At 41.9% G+C, this 16,636-nt stretch carries 20 protein-coding genes; 9 read left to right on the top strand and 11 right to left on the bottom strand.

Annotated elements, in window-relative coordinates:
• Window positions 1-61: 61 nt before the first annotated feature.
• From HFD85_RS00940 to HFD85_RS00925, 4 genes are all read right to left on the bottom strand, one after another.
• The gene (locus tag HFD85_RS00940; protein WP_167604731.1) at window positions 62-868 is read right to left on the bottom strand and encodes a mechanosensitive ion channel family protein; all 807 of its coding nucleotides are present in this window, start codon (window positions 866-868) and stop codon (window positions 62-64) included.
• A gap of 111 nt (window positions 869-979) precedes the next feature.
• Window positions 980-1,246: an acyl carrier protein gene (locus HFD85_RS00935; protein ID WP_167604730.1), complete on the bottom strand. Its 267-nt coding sequence runs from the start codon at window positions 1,244-1,246 to the stop codon at window positions 980-982.
• Window positions 1,247-1,383: 137 nt separating this feature from the next.
• Entirely contained in the window at window positions 1,384-1,920 is a 537-nt protein-coding gene (locus HFD85_RS00930; RefSeq protein WP_167604729.1) for a GNAT family N-acetyltransferase, read from the bottom strand.
• On the bottom strand, window positions 1,898-2,830 hold the full coding sequence (locus HFD85_RS00925; protein WP_167604728.1) for a hypothetical protein: 933 nt from the start codon (window positions 2,828-2,830) through the stop codon (window positions 1,898-1,900). Before HFD85_RS00925 ends, HFD85_RS00930 begins: the two co-directional genes overlap by 23 nt.
• A gap of 54 nt (window positions 2,831-2,884) precedes the next feature.
• Here HFD85_RS00925 and HFD85_RS00920 point away from each other — a divergent pair, with 54 nt between their 5' ends.
• The 3 genes from HFD85_RS00920 to HFD85_RS00910 are packed head-to-tail and all read left to right on the top strand — an operon-like array spanning window position 2,885 to window position 5,850.
• Window positions 2,885-3,706 (top strand): peptidylprolyl isomerase, encoded by an 822-nt coding sequence (locus HFD85_RS00920; RefSeq protein ID WP_167604727.1) that lies wholly within the window; start codon window positions 2,885-2,887, stop codon window positions 3,704-3,706.
• 3 nt (window positions 3,707-3,709) lie between these two features.
• Window positions 3,710-4,519 carry a peptidylprolyl isomerase gene (locus HFD85_RS00915; protein ID WP_167604726.1) on the top strand — a complete coding sequence of 270 codons (810 nt, stop codon included), beginning with the start codon at window positions 3,710-3,712 and terminating at the stop codon, window positions 4,517-4,519.
• Window positions 4,519-5,850, top strand: a complete 1,332-nt coding sequence (locus HFD85_RS00910) for a peptidylprolyl isomerase (protein ID WP_167604725.1) — start codon at window positions 4,519-4,521, stop codon at window positions 5,848-5,850. Before HFD85_RS00915 ends, HFD85_RS00910 begins: the two co-directional genes overlap by 1 nt.
• On the opposite strand, the gene HFD85_RS00905 is transcribed toward HFD85_RS00910, so the two are convergent.
• From HFD85_RS00905 to dnaG, 4 genes are all read right to left on the bottom strand, one after another.
• A complete protein-coding gene (locus HFD85_RS00905) occupies window positions 5,842-6,462 on the bottom strand; it encodes an HAD family hydrolase (RefSeq protein ID WP_167604724.1) in 621 nt (206 codons plus the stop codon). The genes HFD85_RS00910 and HFD85_RS00905 overlap by 9 nt on opposite strands.
• 500 nt (window positions 6,463-6,962) lie before the next feature.
• Window positions 6,963-7,985 carry an NAD-dependent epimerase/dehydratase family protein gene (locus HFD85_RS00900; protein WP_167604723.1) on the bottom strand — a complete coding sequence of 341 codons (1,023 nt, stop codon included), beginning with the start codon at window positions 7,983-7,985 and terminating at the stop codon, window positions 6,963-6,965.
• Between the two features lie 10 nt (window positions 7,986-7,995).
• Window positions 7,996-8,478, bottom strand: coding sequence for a pyridoxamine 5'-phosphate oxidase family protein (locus tag HFD85_RS00895; protein WP_167604722.1), 483 nt, complete (start codon window positions 8,476-8,478; stop codon window positions 7,996-7,998).
• Window positions 8,479-8,484: 6 nt separating this feature from the next.
• On the bottom strand, window positions 8,485-10,428 hold the full coding sequence (gene dnaG, locus HFD85_RS00890; protein ID WP_167604721.1) for a DNA primase: 1,944 nt from the start codon (window positions 10,426-10,428) through the stop codon (window positions 8,485-8,487).
• Window positions 10,429-10,525: 97 nt separating this feature from the next.
• Between dnaG and HFD85_RS00885 the strand changes: the two genes are divergently transcribed.
• Entirely contained in the window at window positions 10,526-11,215 is a 690-nt protein-coding gene (locus HFD85_RS00885; RefSeq protein ID WP_240924995.1) for an SIR2 family NAD-dependent protein deacylase, read from the top strand.
• 9 nt (window positions 11,216-11,224) lie between these two features.
• A complete protein-coding gene (locus HFD85_RS00880; RefSeq protein ID WP_167604719.1) occupies window positions 11,225-11,830 on the top strand; it encodes an outer membrane beta-barrel protein in 606 nt (201 codons plus the stop codon).
• Here HFD85_RS00880 and HFD85_RS00875 read toward each other — a convergent pair.
• A complete protein-coding gene (locus HFD85_RS00875) occupies window positions 11,807-12,265 on the bottom strand; it encodes a globin domain-containing protein (protein ID WP_167604718.1) in 459 nt (152 codons plus the stop codon). The genes HFD85_RS00880 and HFD85_RS00875 overlap by 24 nt on opposite strands.
• Before the next feature lie 64 nt (window positions 12,266-12,329).
• Window positions 12,330-13,151 carry a hypothetical protein gene (locus HFD85_RS00870; protein WP_167604717.1) on the bottom strand — a complete coding sequence of 274 codons (822 nt, stop codon included), beginning with the start codon at window positions 13,149-13,151 and terminating at the stop codon, window positions 12,330-12,332.
• A gap of 188 nt (window positions 13,152-13,339) precedes the next feature.
• Here HFD85_RS00870 and HFD85_RS00865 point away from each other — a divergent pair, with 188 nt between their 5' ends.
• From HFD85_RS00865 to HFD85_RS00850, 4 genes are read left to right on the top strand one after another with little or no spacing between them, the layout of a single operon-like run.
• Window positions 13,340-13,849: a YeeE/YedE thiosulfate transporter family protein gene (locus HFD85_RS00865; protein WP_167604716.1), complete on the top strand. Its 510-nt coding sequence runs from the start codon at window positions 13,340-13,342 to the stop codon at window positions 13,847-13,849.
• A 40-nt stretch (window positions 13,850-13,889) separates the two neighbouring features.
• The gene (locus HFD85_RS00860) at window positions 13,890-14,492 is read left to right on the top strand and encodes a YeeE/YedE thiosulfate transporter family protein (RefSeq protein ID WP_167604715.1); all 603 of its coding nucleotides are present in this window, start codon (window positions 13,890-13,892) and stop codon (window positions 14,490-14,492) included.
• 7 nt (window positions 14,493-14,499) lie between these two features.
• Window positions 14,500-15,111 (top strand): rhodanese-like domain-containing protein, encoded by a 612-nt coding sequence (locus tag HFD85_RS00855; RefSeq protein ID WP_167604714.1) that lies wholly within the window; start codon window positions 14,500-14,502, stop codon window positions 15,109-15,111.
• Between the two features lie 11 nt (window positions 15,112-15,122).
• Window positions 15,123-15,560, top strand: coding sequence for a rhodanese-like domain-containing protein (locus HFD85_RS00850; RefSeq protein ID WP_167604713.1), 438 nt, complete (start codon window positions 15,123-15,125; stop codon window positions 15,558-15,560).
• Window positions 15,561-15,581: 21 nt separating this feature from the next.
• Here HFD85_RS00850 and HFD85_RS00845 read toward each other — a convergent pair whose 3' ends face one another.
• Window positions 15,582-16,625, bottom strand: coding sequence for a rhodanese-like domain-containing protein (locus HFD85_RS00845; protein ID WP_167604712.1), 1,044 nt, complete (start codon window positions 16,623-16,625; stop codon window positions 15,582-15,584).
• Window positions 16,626-16,636: the final 11 nt, after the last annotated feature.

Raw genomic sequence — 16,636 nt, 5'->3', positions numbered from 1 at the left:
ATGTAAAAGAAAAGGCTGCCGGAAAATCAACCGGCAGCCTTTTTTATTGTAGTTTTTAAAACTATTTCTGAAGATGTACATCCATTTGTGGGAATGGAATGTTAAGGCCTTCCTTCGCAAATGTTTTGTACACATTTTCGTGTAAATCGAAATAAATTCCCCAATAATTGGCAGCTTCTGCCCATACACGAACCACAAGGTTTACCGAACTATCGGCCAGTTCGCTCACGGCAATAAACGGTTCTGCAGGATCATTAATGATACGTGCATCAGCTTTTATCAATTTCAATAAAACTTCCTTTGCTTTATCCACGTCGTCGCCATAAGCAATTCCGAAGGTAAAATCAACACGACGTTTCATCTCAGTTGAAAAGTTGGTCATCGATCCGGTAGATAAACCACCATTCGGGATAATTATCGTTTTATTATCGGGAGTTTTCAGGATGGTATTAAAGATCTGAATCTCACTAACAATTCCGGCATGTCCCTGGGCATCGACAAAATCGCCAATCTTGAAAGGTTTGAAAAGCAGGATCATCACACCCCCTGCAAAGTTCTGTAATGTGCCTGATAGCGCCATTCCTACTGCCAGACCAACAGCACCAAGAATTGCAATAAACGAGGTCATTTGCACTCCCATCATCCCAATCACAGCAATCCATAACATCAGTTTCAGGCCAATGCCGATCATACTGTTAAGAAAGCCACGAAGCGAAGGATCGACGTTTCTTTTCTCGAAATTTCTGCTTAACGCTTTCCGGAGAATCGATATGATCCACATACCAATTACCAGCGTAATAATTGCTCCAATTAATTTTGGGCCGTATACCGTTACAATCCCATAAAGTTGTTCTGAAAGGTTTTCCATATTATTTTGAATTAAGATTAACTTCTATCGAAATTACAATTAATCATTGGAAAAGTTCACAAAAAAAGGGCCCTGATACCAAGGCCCTTTATAAAATTTGATGCTTTTTTCTTAATTACTCAGGTAGTGCAGTTCGCCACGCAAATAATGCAACGTATCGTTCACCTTACCAAATTTACTTATCTCTTCATCCTGAATTGATATGTTGAATATCCGTTCAAGGTAATAAGTAAAAATGGTCCAGTCGATTTTGTCGAAGTGCAGATCCTCAATAAAAGAAGCGCTCAGGCAGATATTCTCTTTGGTTACACCAGTTTTGCGCAATACCCTGTAGAGATTTCTTCTGATTGACTTCTCTTCTACTATTTCTGTTTTCATGCTTACTGTTTAAAATTCGAACAAATGAATTTTCGGGTCAAATATAGGAATAATCAGGAGATTACATAGGATTTTACCCAATAAATGAACCTGATCAATCTACTCCACAACAGATTTTGAGCGGACAAAAGCTGCTGTTAGTCTTCAAAACGTTCGTTTGCCAGCAAACTGTATACTTTCAGGTTCACAAATTTGTCCTCGTGAAGTTCGCCTGCCCGTTCAATACCTTCAAAACTAAAATTTAACTTTAAAGGAATAGCTTCGCTTTTTGCATTTTGCTCGGCCACTTTAATCTGAACGCGGTTCATTTTCAATTTTTGAAAGGCATAACGACATAACTTTTTCACACAATCTGTAATGATTCCTTTTCCTTGCATTTTTTGAGCCAGCCAATAACCGATTTCCGTTTTTCGATTTACCCGATCAATATCTTTAAACCCGATCAGTCCGGCAAATTCTTCGTTATACCAAATGCTGAATATCTCGTCCTTCCCGTTGTTGTTAACACTTTCCAAAAAACGCTCGGTGTCTGACATTTCAAGTGTATAATTCACAAACGGCAACCATTTTTTCAGGTATTCCCGATCACGATTGATGGTCTCGAATATCACCGGCGCCATGTCCGTTTTTACGCGTTCAAGTCGAAGTTTATCATTTATCCTGATATGTTCCATGGTTCAGTTTCAACAAATCTACAACAAAAACCTGTTGTTTTATACCTCGCGAATTTTCGCATGAAACCAGCAAGGAATCGTTGCCCCAAAAACTTATTCCTTCCGATTGTGCGTCATCCAGATTTGGGATTTCTATCCGCAATCGTTCACCGCCAAAAAAATCATCATTTTCAAAATCGGTAAACAACCAAATGAAAGTATGGTAATCGGCATATCCCAGTAAAGCCAGCTTATTTTTATCGGAGTTGATGTCGGCCCCGGTAATCAATCCTCTAACATTAAAAGTATCAAGTGCGGTCAGCCGGTACCTTCCCGCCTCTTTCGGAATTTTATAACTTACGGTTGTTCCCCTTTGCCAGTCTTTACTGAAGATATACAAAGCATCGCCAAACGAAGTCGTCGCTTCACAATCAAAAGGTGTGCTAATTGGTGCATACCCAAATGTGTCCTGTTTATCATATTCAAAACCAATCTTTTCGGCTTCTATAGTTTGTTCCGCTTCTTGGCTGAAGTTCGCCTTATTTAATTTAAGTATTCTCAGATTTTTACGATATCCGTTGTTATTTCCAAAGTCTCCGATGTAAATATTATCAGCATCCTGGGTAATCGATTCCCAATCGATATTCTCGACGCCTTCAACTTCAATTTCTCTTTTTATAGCTCCCTTTTTATTGAACGCAAACAGTTTCGCTTCACCCCCGCTGTCGTTAAATCCCCAAAAAAGCTGGTCGTAAATCAACAGCCCAGAAATTTCGTGAAGTTGCTTCGGGAGTTCAGGGATATAAGGTTCGGCATAAGCTTCCACGATTTTTTCCACTGACTTAGTTGTCGTATTTTCTGCTTTATTAGAAGGTGAAGAACAGGCATAAAATAGGCTCAATAAAAATAGGATTGGGACAATCTTGGTCATCTTTATATCTTTACGGGAATTTTAAAATTCAATATTAAACAATTTATTATTCCGATGAAGAAGTTTCTTATTTTTCTGTTGATCGCATTCGTGGGAGTTGAAATGGCAGCGTGTGGCGCCAAACCGGCGGAAACAGAAACCATGGTGCTGATTAAAACCGACTTTGGGAACATGAAATTAAAGCTATACAACGACACACCCGAACACAAAAAAAACTTTGTGAAATTGGTGAACGAAGGTTATTACGACGGCCTGCTTTTTCATCGGGTGATGCAGAATTTTATGATTCAGGGTGGCGATCCCGATTCGAAAAATGCCCAACCCGGTCAACGCCTGGGGGGCGGAAATCCCGGTTATACAATCCCGGCAGAATTACGACCGAATCATTTTCATAAAAAAGGTGCACTGGCAGCGGCTAGAAGAGGAGGCCCATCGAATCCTGAAAAAAGATCAAGCGGCTCGCAATTCTATATCGTTCAGGGAGAAGTAATGACTAACGGGGCACTCGACTCGATGGAGATGATGATGAATAGCCGGGCAAAAAATGAATTTTACCAGGAGTGTTTCTCCAAAGCCAACAACGAGTTAAATACGTTCAGACAAAACAACGACCGCGAAGGTTTTAATGTCCGCGTTGCTGAAATAAGAGCTGAAGCCGATAGTTTATGGGAACAGCAACCATTGAAAAAATTAACTGCCGAGCAGCGTGAAATATATACAACCATCGGAGGTTACCCTTCGCTGGATGGCGAGTACACCATTTTTGGTGAATTGGTGGAAGGATTTGATGTGCTGGATAAAATTGCCGCTGTAGAAACCGATCAATCCGACCGCCCACTCAGCGATGTTAAAATGACAATTGAGATAGTAAAATAGCTTATGGTTCGATTCGTATATGTATTTCTTTTAACCGTTTTAATTACTTTTTCAGGCCATGCCCAGTCCAGAGAAATAGAAATCTCTACCAACATGGGCAGCATGAAATTCAGGCTTTACGACGATACACCAAAACACCGTGATGCCTTTATACAACTGGCCAATGAGGGCTATTACGACGGCACACTTTTCTACCGTGTTATCCACGATTTTCTGATCCAGGGCGGATCGAAAAGCAGCCGGAATGCACCTCCCGGTAAACGGATTGGATATGGCGATCCCGACAAAACGGTAGACGACGAAATTCTGTCGCACTATTGTCATAAAAAGGGAGCTTTATGTGCCCCCCGGCAACCCGACGAAGTGAATCCTTTTAAGCAATCCGACATTTCGCAGTTTTTTATTATCGAAGGCAGTGTTTATACCGAAGGTGCGCTCGATACCATGGAATTGGCTGTTAACCGTCCCATCAGAAATAAGATCGTTCAGAAATACATGACTCCCGAAGCCAGAGACGAACTTAAAAAGCTAAAGGAAGAAAACAAGGTGGAAGATTTCAGAAAACTGGCAGGAGAAATCAAGAATAAAATTGAAACAGAATACAACCTGAATCCAGGTCTGCTGGAATTTACCGAGACTCAACGCAAAGCTTATACAACAGTTGGTGGCTACCCGGAACTGGATGGAAAATATACCATTTTTGGCGAATGTATTTCGGGATTCGATGTGATTGATAAAATAGCATCGCTAAAAACCGACGAGAATAACCGGCCGTATACCGATGTAAAAATTACCGTTAAAGTCTTGAACTGATGATCCGCTTTACTGTCATATTGATTTTTGCACTGATTTTTGCTTCGTGTGGCGGAGGGAAAAAGGAACAAACTCCGGCAGAAAAACCGGCAGAAAAAAGCCAAAACACTACTCCCGATAACTCCAACGAAGATTGGAAGGAAATTTCGGATGCTGTTGCAAATATTGATTCATACGATGGTACTCGCATTCTCGAAAGCGGACAAGGATTTTTTGTGGGTGAGAACCTGCTTGTAACCAAATACTCGCTGGTGAACCAGGCTACCAAAGTTAATGTGAAACCCATCAATGAGGATAAAACCTACAATGCTGATAAATTTGTTGCTTTCGACCGAATTAACGACCTCATCATTCTTCAGGTCGACGGCATTAAACGAACACCGATAAAACTTGTTGAAGGCAAACTTCCCAATTCTGCCAAAACCATGGTGGTATCGCCTTCTCCAGGAGGAACCATCCAGCTTTTTACCGGAAAAATGCTAAACATGGCAACGGTAAAAGGCACAAAATTGTACCGTATAACCAATCGAATTCGTCGATCGCAATTCGGTGCACCGGTTTTTGTTTCAAATAAGAAAGCCATGGGAATTGGTTATTCCGCCACCGTAAGCTACGAACATCAGAGCTTTGCAATTCCTTCGATTTATATTGCTGAATTACTTCGAAAAAAACACGATCCGGAGAACCTGGAATCACTTAAATTGGGAGCGAATAAAGAAACAGCAGCCGAAAATGCTAAAATAAAAGGAATGGTTATTGAAACTGATGCCGGCAACATAACCATAAAGCTTTTTAATGAAACCCCCGAATACCGCGATAATTTTATTCGATTGGCTAAAGAACATTATTTTGACAGCCTTTTAATCCACCGGGTAATTGCCGATTTCGGGATTCAGAGCGGAGCTGCCGATACACGTTATGCCGAACCGGGTGAGAATGTAGGATGGAAAGGACCGGGTTACACCATTCCGGCACACATTGTTCCGGGATTATACCACAAACGTGGAATGATAGGCTCACCACGAATACCGGATACCAAAAACCTGCGACGTCGCTCTGACGGCTCACAATTCTACATTGTTTCGGGAAGAAAATATTTCGACGAAGAACTTAACGATCTGGAAGAACAAAACGGCATCAAATTTTCCGCAGCACAGCGTCAGGCCTATAAAACGGTTGGCGGTGCCCCTCACCTCGATGGCGCTTACACTATTTTCGGGCAGGTAACTTCGGGGATGGATGTGGTAGACAAAATCGTAAAAATGAAAACGGATAAAAACTGGCGACCAGAGGAAGATATTCGAATCCTGCGGATCCGCATTCTAAAATAAATCCGCCATTTCCATTCCGGCTTTCAACCATAATGTTTTTAGTCCAGCTTTATCAGCAGCAAGAATATTATTTTCAAGGTCGTCGATAAAAAGTGTTTCTACCGGTTCAACTCCCGATAATTTAATTACTTTCTCAAAGGCCTCTATTTCCGGCTTTCGGGCCTTTATTTCGTGCGAATAAAAGACCTCATCAACCAGGCTCGAAAATTCAAATCCGTAAATAGCCTTAAATTCCTCAAGCAACCTGCCAATATGAATCTCATTGGTATTGCTGAACAGGTAAATTCTGTATTTACTTCGAAGATCCTGCAAGGTTTTAACCCGCTTTTCGGGAATATCGAGGATCATGGCATACCAGGCATCATCGATTTGTTGATCGGTAGCATTTGGATTATTAAGCAGTTCCCGAACTCTGGATCTGAATTCTGCCGGTGTAATCCGCCCCGTTTCCAGGTTATAGAATACCGAATCGGAAAAAGCCACTGAAGGATTGATCGCAGCTTTATTCAATCCCAGTTTTTGAAAAGCTTTTATCGAAGCATCAAAATCAAGATTCAACAAAACATTCCCCAAATCGAAGATGATATTTTTGATATTTGAAAGGTCCGGCATCCAAATTATATTTTTGGTGAAGATAGGTATTTTAAGAAATCAGCAAGTCTGTAAAAATTAAGTTAAATAAGAAATTTACATGATTCAAAACTGTTCAAATCGTTAAATCTCATCATTCCCCAAAAAGCAAAATACGACCTAAATTAATGGCCCGCAGCTGGTTAATGTCTATGTATATTTGCGAACGCTACATAATTTTCTTATAGAAAAATTTGGATTTCTCCTCTAGGTGTTTTTACTTTAGACCCACAAACCCTTATTTTTTATCTTTTTGTTTTTTTATGGGCAGCTTTTTGAACAAGAGTTGCCCCCTTTCCCGTGCGCGAAAGTGTTCGCACACAGCAGGTTAACAAAATTGGCTACTTATTGATTGTAACCATACCATATTCATTGAAATAATTCGGACAGTTTAAGGTCCGGTGCTTTAACGGGCATTTCATCTCGGATGATAAAAAAGTTAGGACGTTATTTATTACAAGGGCAGAATTTTCTGCCCTTTTTTATTTTACGTCAGCCAAAAACAGTTTTGCGGTATTTTTTATTGATGCTGAAACAGGGGTGTATTGAAAATTGATGGCAGTAATGATTTTCGATCCATCGTAGTTATTAATATCATTCCGTCCGGTCGCAACCTCTTTCGTTAGTACCGGTTGTTTTCGTGTGAACCAGCTTCCAACTTTCGCCAGGCGCCATGCTATTGCTGTCATAAAATCGGAGGCAAAAACCGAAGGACGTGGTTTGCCTATTGCATCCGCAATCTGGTTAAATACTTCCTCGTAGGTTAGATTTTCAGCATTTAAAAGGTAACGCTGATTTTTACACCGTTCAAAATGTGCTTCGTTCATCAATTGCAGCATAACACTAACCACATCACGAACATCAACATAACCGGTAACTCCCCGGGTATAGTATTTCATGCCATCCCAAACCGTTTTGAAAAATTTAGCACTGCTGTTCTCCCAGTTTCCCGGCCCTAAAATAATAGACGGATTTACAATCACCGCATCGATTCCTTCTTCCACTCCTCTCCAGATTTCGGCCTCAGAAAAAAACTTGCTTTCGGAATAGGCCGAGTGCTTTTTTGCGGGAATCCAGTTGGTTTCCTCATTTACCATTTCGCCGTTCTCACGCTTTCCCAGGGCTGCAATCGAACTTACGTGGCAAATTCGTTTCACCTGGTTTTCAAGGGCTGCATTTATCAGGTTTGAAGTTCCTTCTACGTTGTTACCGATCATTCTACTCCGGTCCCTTCCATCAAAAGAAACAATGGCAGCACAATGGTAGATCACGTCAACACCTCTCAGCAATTCTTCCAGCGCAAAATAATCAAGAATATCGCCATCCACCCATTCAATCGAGTCGAAGAGTTTCTGCGCGTCGTTGGTATAATAAGAGAAGGTTTTGACAACCTGACTGAGATTACTGGTGGGGCGTTTTAATGCCCTTACTTTTTCACCGCCTTTTGTAAGTTCAAAAAGCAGATGCGATCCAACTAATCCTGTTCCTCCGGTAACGAATATCATAATTTATAATCTAGCTGTTCCATGGAGTTGTTGCCTTTGCGCCAAATTCCTTTGCTCCCAGTTCATCGATGTGAACTTTAAAAACGCCCACATTCTTTACAGCCGGTTCGCCAAATTTAAACTCCCTGTCGCTGTATTGTTTCATTAATAACTCAAGGCAGCGGTATTTTTCGTCGTAATCGTCAACAATTTCCACCGTTCCTTCGAGTACCACCGACTTTGATTTAACCCTGTAACTGCATCCAACCCGAACATCCTGCCAGGCAAGTTCTTCTCCCAAAGTCCAGTTGATACACACCTTTGGATTCTTCAAAATACTTTCCCACATGCGGCCCTCTTGCGCTGAATGCAGGATAACGACATCTCCTTCGAGCGCAAAGTTCATTGGCAAAATATAAGGTTTATCTCCTACCGACATGGCCAGGTAACAGGTTTTACAAGCCCTGATCACCGCATCAATTTCATTCCTGTCTTCGATAAAATTAGTTCGCATAAGCAATTAATTTATGGCTCTTCTTCCAAGTGCGTCAGAAAGTTCCTTTTGTACCCTTTTCAGGTTCATATACATCGACTGTTCTTCAATTACCTTATCAAAATCGTTAGCCGCCGATGCCGCGTCGATGGCCTTTTCAATTTCGTCGAGTATCAGTTTTACCTTGCTGAGCTTATATTCGTTTACTATTCTGGGAATCAAAATATCCAGGATATCTTCTTCAGCTTCGGTGTAAGCACCCGCCTTTTTCCAGCGTTTACTTTCAATGTATTTATCCGAAAGAAGATCAGTAGCCAACTTACTTACTTCGCCATCGGCGTGGTAAATAAAATAGCGCCATGGATCAAAACCCGCTTCTTCAATATGATCGGCTACCTCGTAAAAGACCTTCTGGAAAAGGGGATTTTCAGAAACCAGCTCATCAGCTTCAATTTCGGTCACCATAAACTCCTTTACCGTGGTTTCAAAGGCTTCTTTACTGCCTTTTATTTTAAGTTGGATAACGGCATTGGCATGTTTCAGCAGAAAACGCAAAAATTGCAAATCCTCGGTCAGCATATCCGACGGCAGAGAAATTGTTCTCTCCTCCTGCTGAACTTTGGGAGCACTTACCATTTTTCGTTCTTCCTTTTTCCTGAAATCTTCGTCCTGCTTGTATTTTTGGCGGCGCACTTCGGTGTACAGCACTTCCTCATCCACATCAAGCAAACGGCTGCAATCCTTAATATAAACTGAACGTGTAATCGCTTCGGGAATAACAGCAACTGAGCGAATTACCTCGGTGATCAGTTTTGCTTTTGCAATCGGATCGTTTTCGGTTTCCTTTAACAGCAACTGCGTTTTGAAACGAATAAAGTCGGTTTCATTATTCTTAATGTACTCCAGAAACGCACTGGCTCCTTTCTGCTTGGCAAAAGAATCGGGGTCTTTGCCATCAGGAAGCAACAACACCTTTACGTTCATTCCTTCTTCAAGCACAAGGTCGATTCCACGCAGTGAAGCTTTTATTCCCGCTGCATCGCCATCGTAAATGATGGTAATGTTTTGCGAAAACCGGCGGACCATACGAATCTGGTCGGGTGTTAATGCCGTTCCGGAAGATGCTACAACATTTGTAATACCCGCCTGGTGCATCGAAAGCACATCGGTGTAGCCTTCAACCAGGTAGCATTTATCGAGTTGTGTAATTTCGCGTTTCGCCTGGTAAATCCCATACAGAACCCGGCTTTTGTGATAAATATCCGACTCCGGAGAATTAAGGTATTTGGCTGTTTTTTTGTCGTCTTTCAGAATACGTCCGCCAAAAGCGATAACCCGGCCGGCGAGATTATGAATCGGGAAAATCACACGGCCCGCAAAGCGGTCACGCATCCAGTCGTCGCGTTTAATTGTGAGTCCTGTTTTCTCAAGGTACTCAATGCGGTAACCTTGCTTTTGGGCGGCATCAGTAAAAGGTGTTTTTCCGTCGGGTGCAAAACCTACTTCAAACTTTTTCAGGATATCGTCGCGAAAACTGCGTTCACGAAAATAACTCAGTCCGATCGTTCGTCCCTCGTTTTCTTCCCACAAATACCGCGTAAAAAATTTCTGGGCAAAAGCCGTCACAATCATCAAACTTTCGCGCTCGTCTTTCAGATGTTTCTGTTCCTCTGATTCTTCCTCTTCAACAACAGCAATTTTGTATTTGCTTGCCAGCCACTTCAGGGCTTCGGGATAACTCAGATTTTCGTGCTCCATGATGAAGTTCACGGAGTTACCGCCTTTCCCGCAACCAAAGCATTTAAAAATGCCTTTTGCCGGCGAAACTGTAAACGAAGGAGTTTTTTCGTTATGAAAAGGACATAGTCCCAACATGTTAACACCACGTTTTCGAAGTGTTACAAAATCAGAAACCACATCTGAGATTTCTGCTGCATCTAAAATGCGTTCTATGGTAGCCGGATCAATCACTGTACAAAAATATCAGAAATAGACTGAAACAGGTGATCAAAAGGTTTTTTTTGAAACAATACTTCAGAAATTGTATTTTTAAACAAATCTTATGTCAATGAAGAAAAAGCTGGTGGTACTTTCGGGTGCGGGCATGAGCCAGGAAAGCGGACTAAAAACCTTCTGCGATATGGGCGGACTTTGGGAGAGTTACGATGTAACCGAAGTGGCCACTCCGGAAGCCTGGGAGCGTGATCCGGCACTTGTTTTGCGCTTTTACAACGAGCGGCGAAAACAGCTTTTACAGGCGGAACCGAACGCAGGACACCAGGCCATTGCCGAACTCGAAAATCATTTTGATGTTGAAGTGGTGACCCAAAACGTGGATAACCTTCACGAGCAGTCAGGCAGCACAAAAGTACTTCACCTGCATGGCGAGTTGATGAAAGCCCGCAGTACCATCGATCCGTTTTTGGTGTATGAACTCGATCACTGGGCGCTGGATATTGGCGACCGTTGCGAGAAAGGCAGTCAGCTTCGCCCGCATATTGTCTGGTTCGGAGAGCCTGTTCCAAATATTCCAAAAGCAATAGGCATTGTGGAAAGTGCCGATATTTTGGTAGTAATCGGAACATCTCTGGCTGTTTACCCGGCCGCGAGCCTGGTAAATTATGTTCGCAGAGGAACACCCATTTTCGTAGTCGATCCTGGAAAACCGGAAGTGTTTCAGAAGAATGTAACTTATATTGTTGAAAAAGCAGGAAAAGGAGTTGAGCAGTTAAAAGCAGAACTGAAAAAATATATGTAAATTGGTTTTATGAATAAGTTTCTGATCACGATAGTTTTATTGCTGGCTGCAAATGTACTGTTTGCCCAGCGTTTCGATGCCGGATTGATAGCTGGCTTTAACGGTTCGCAGGTTGAAGGCGACTATTTTAAAGGCTATAACAAAGCCGGAATCCTGGCCGGTATTTTTGTACAAACCGATGTTGCACCGGCGATTGTTGCCGGCATGGAAATTAAATATTCGCAAAAAGGCTCGCGAAAAAAGTACGATCCTAAACAGCCGGAAGTAGAAAAATACGTGATGCGTTTGGGTTATATCGACATTCCTATTTTTATGGGTTTCAGAACCAACGAAAGAAGTATGATCATTGCCGGCATCGCTCCCGGAGTGCTTATTCATTCAAAAGAATTGGATAATTACGGGGAATTCCCAAAAGAAGATCAGCATCCGTTCAACACTTTCGACCTTCAGCCATTTCTAGGATTTCAGTTTGATTTTCTGGAACGTGCCTCCATCGATCTTCGCCTGGCTTTATCGGTAGTACCTATCCGAAATCAGCCTTCAGGAACCAACTATTACTGGCACAACAACCAGTTTAACAATGTAATTTCGCTAGCGGTTTATTACCGACTTTAGACCAACATCGTAACTGTTCACCATCCATTTCGAGAAAACATCGAGATAGTTCCAAAACGATTGCAAAACATCTTCAGGTAATTCAAGTTTTGACAAAACCTGCTGGTAACATTTCAACCATTCAATACGAGCTTCAGCAGTAATTTTAAAAGGCCGGTGACGTCGGTTTAGCTGCGGCATTCCACGATTCTGGTTAAAATAATCAGGCCCGCCACAAATTTGTATAAAGAAATCAGCTGAATGTTCCTTGGCTTTTTCCAGGGCAATCGGATTTTTTGGGAACAGCTCTTTAATAGGACTTTGCACGATAAGATCGTAATGATCGCTTACCATTTTGCGAATACCTTGTTCACCCAACAGCTCAAACATTTGCTTTGTTGGCAACGTTACATTGGGCCGCACGCCCGGGAAATATTGACTTATTGTTAGTTCCATTCCGACTTTCTGTTTTTACCCCAAACAAAGAAAGCGGCAAGAAGTTGAAACTTTCGCGAGGAAACTACTTACCAAACACCCAACCAACTCTTATACCGGAGGTTAATGCAATCGGAAAATCATCAGGAGCTACAATGAAACCGTAAGGCAGGCCATCGTATTCATCGGCACCAAATCCATATCCAACGCCTACATAGGTATCTATCAAAAATGAATCATCGAACACCCATTGTTTTCCAAGCTTCAACATCAGGGCTAAAGTTGTACGATTTTCTCTTTTCTCACCTGTTTTATAATGGTAATTTCCATACGAATCGTAATACGAATCATAGTAATACTGATCATACGCCATATGTCGGATTGCAATTTCAGGCGCAAAATATCCGCCTTTCAAAAGGTGGGAATAGTGCATTCGGGTCATGTAAAAATCGGGATCGCGCATAAATTTCCACGCAAACTTTCCATAAAATCCGAACGGATCGATGTCGTCAATATCATTTCCAAGACCGATAATTCCCAAAGCTACTTCCCACGACTGGCTTGGTTTGAGACTACGTTCATAAACCAATTCGGTAGTCCCGAATAGTGGCGACAGGAAATTCACCTTTAATGCATTTTTCGACTGATTCACGTAATATTCCGGATTTCTAAAGGTGTTTTCTTCGATCTCGAGAACTTCTCCGGTACCAAATTCAATCCGGTCAACCAGTGCTTTATCAATTCCAAAAATCAACTTTGGGCTTTCGGCATAATAATATTTAACCTCATCGGCACCAATTTCCGTGACTTTGCAATTCAATATCTCAGCATTTTTTTTGATGATCTTATCTTGTGCGGTAGCTGTCAGGGTTAAAATCAACAATAGAAAGAAGGTTAGCGTTTTCATGGTGTACGTTTTTGATTTTCAGAATGCATTTCAAATACCTTGCCACAAAGTTATCATATTAAATGTTTACCTAACACAGTAACGATTCGTTATTTTTTAAAGTTTCTTCGGCATTATTCAAAACAATAAACTCGCTTGATTTGTCTTAGTGTTCGATGGTTATTTGTTAACCAAAACCTTCTACTACTATGAAAAGAAAATACATGAACCCATACCTTGCCGGTGTGTTGCTCGGAATGGTACTATTGAGCGCCATGTTTTTTTCGGGGCGCGGACTGGGAGCAAGTGGCGGATTGAAATATGCTGTTGTTGCTGCCGTTGAAGCAGTCGACCACGAACATGCAATGGAATCGTCGTATTACCGGAAATATTTCGAAAACGGGGAGAATCCCTTGAAAAACTGGCTGGCACTTGAGGTGCTGGGAATGTTTCTCGGTGGATTTATTTCGGGGGCCTTGTCCGGTCGCCTAAAATTCAAAATTGAAAAATCGCCCAACATAACAAACGGGAAGCGATTGTTTTTCGCTTTTTTAGGCGGCTTGTTTTTTGTTTACGGAGCACAACTGGCACGCGGCTGTACAAGCGGAGCAGCACTTTCAGGAATGGCCGTCCTTTCAGTAGCCGGATTTATGACCATGATCGGCATTTTTGGTTCGGCCTACATTTTTGCGTGGTTTTTCAGAAAGCTTTGGATCTAATCTTCAGTCCATCAATCCTTCAATAAATCAATCTTTAATTATGGGACCGATTACTGTACTTAACGAACTTCCTCAATGGCTGAATCTGGGCATTGGCTTTCTAATTGGCATTGGCTTTGGCTTTGCCCTGGAACAGGCTGGTTTTTCTTCGAGCCGAAAACTTGCCGGTATGTTTTACGGCTACGACACTACTGTTTTAAAAGTATTCTTTACAGCTGCCATCGTAGCGCTGGCAGGTTCGCAGTTGCTCAGCTATTTTGGCTTGCTTAACCTGAATATGGTGTACGTAAATCCGTATTACATAACTGCAACACTGGTTGGCGGAGTAATTATGGGAGCCGGATTTATAATGGGCGGATTTTGCCCCGGAACAGGTATCAGCGCCCTGTCGATTGGAAAGATTGATGCCTTGCTTTTTCTTTTTGGCGGGCTGGCAGGCGCTTTTGTTTTTGCCGAAACTTACCCGATGATACAAACACTGGCAGGCGCCAATTACAAAGGTCCGGTACGAATTGATGAGTGGATGGGTGTGTCTCCGGGTGTTTTTACTTTTCTGCTGATTGTTGCAGCGATAATCATGTTCTGGCTTGCAGAAATGGCCGAGAAAAAATATGCACGTCCCGACATCACTTCCGAAATTTAATTTGAAAATGAATGCACGAATAAAAATATCGGTTTTACTGGTGGGAGTTGGTTTTATCCTCGCATTTCTGCCTTTTAATGCCGCAAAAACCTTCAAGGTTAAACCAGGCGAACTTGTTGAGTTAGCAGCTGCCAGCGACATGTATTTTACAGTGGATGAAGTGGCCCGTTTTATGAATAATGAAGATACCACCGTTCAATTGATCGATCTGAGAAGCGAAGTAGAATACATGAAAAGCAACATTCCCGGATCGATAAATATTCCTTTTGATGACCTGCTGAATCCGAACTGGGAAGGTTACCTTAATCAAAAAAAAGTACGCAACATTTATTACAGTAATGGCAACGAAACAGCCAACTTAGCCTGGACAATCGCCACCGGGCTGGGATATAAAAATTCGTTTGTTATGAAAGGTGGTTTGAATGAATGGTACAAACTCGTTATGCTCAGTAAATTTGAAGGCGAACGCATTACGCCACGCGAGAATGCGCTGTTTGAGAACCGGTACAAGGCACGCAGAACCTTCACTGAGATTAACAGTTTGCCAGATAGTTTAAAAATGCAATACCTTGAAGCCAGGCGACTGGAAGAATCGCAGCTGGATGGCGGTTGTGAATAAAATCGAAAAAGATGATTAGAAAATTAAGTTGGATAATAGCATTTCTGCTACTAATAGTTGTACTGGTTTTAGTGCAAACTTTTAATCCGAACCTGTTTAAAAGAAACGTAAATGATGCATTGAAAGCGGCGCAACAAAATACAGTTTCGGTGCAGGAACTTAGTAATATAAATGGTGATTATACCATAATTGAATTTGACGAAGACCGGCGCTTCAATAATTCAGTTTACATCCCGTTCAACGAACTAACTCAAAAGGAGAACAAGGAAAAACTGGCGGAATTGAAAGGAGCTGTTTTGCTTTATTCAAAAGATATTTCAACAAGTTCGAAGGCTTGGGTGATTTTAAATCAGCTTGGTTTCGATTCGGTTTTTATCCTTTCGGAAGAAGAAAATCCGGAAGTCCTAAATTATAAATTCCGGCCCGATCCAACGATCAGGCCGGAATAAAATATCTTCGAACTACTTTTCTTAGTTGCTAACGTATGGATAATCGTGTATTTCGGCTTCGGTAAACGGAAGCCAGGAAAGCGCACTTTCTTCCTCCTTCATTTTATCGTACATAAATGCATTGTTCCCAAAAGTGAGGGTTTTGGCATCGTAACCAAACAAGCGCAAATATGCCGTAGCAAAACCTGAATTATGCCCGGTATTACAGTAAACCACTACCTCTTTATCGGTTGGGATGGTCTGCATTTCGGAAACAATACCGAGCGTGCCACCCGGTTTATAACGAACTGCTCCGGGAATATGCCCCGATTCGTACTTGTCTTTCCGGTCGTAATTTATGGTGTAATAATGCGCCGGATCTTCAAAAACATCGTCGGCATGGATGAGCGCTTCGGAGTATCCTGCAGCAAACAGTGAATCGATGCGAACCTGCAAAATCTCATCGCCGCTTGTTTTTCCGGTATTCAGTTTTGGCAAATCGGTAACAGCTGCTTTATCATGTTCCGCAGTTTCCAGTTGTTCCTGAAATTCCGATGAAACATTATCGAGCCAAGAATCTTCAGCAAAATATTTATTCCAGGCGCTCATTCCCCAGCGCATGGCATAAACGTTCCCGTAACCTGCCAGGCGCAATAACGAGGTAGCATAGCTGGCTATTTGCCCACTGTAACAAACCATCACAATCTTGTCGTATTCAAATGGTTTGATATCGTTGGAAAAATAAGCGGGAAGATCAGAAAAACTAACCTGGACAGCGCCTTTTATGTGTCCGTCGTCATAGGCATCTTCACTTCGCAAATCGATGATCTGTATATTGCCATCCAGCTCTTCAAATACTGCGGAAGGCTTTATAAGCGAAGGAAAATTACGGCTGTTGGCATAATCGCCCATTTCACTTAAAGTTTTCAGCAATAATTTGGCTTCGCTGTTTATCTCAACTTTTGGGGTCGACGCTTCAACGCCGGAATCTGCCTGTTCCACCTTTTTTTGCCCTCCTGAACAGGATAGCAGCAGAACAACTAATGAGAGCGTAAAAAAGTTCAAAATCGGTTTAAAGTGAATCATAATATCGTAAA

Origin of the sequence: Maribellus sediminis, from assembly GCF_011799805.1 — a bacterium.
Lineage (GTDB): Bacteria > Bacteroidota > Bacteroidia > Bacteroidales > Prolixibacteraceae > Draconibacterium > Draconibacterium sediminis_A.
This window is presented reverse-complemented; position numbering and strand designations above follow the sequence as displayed.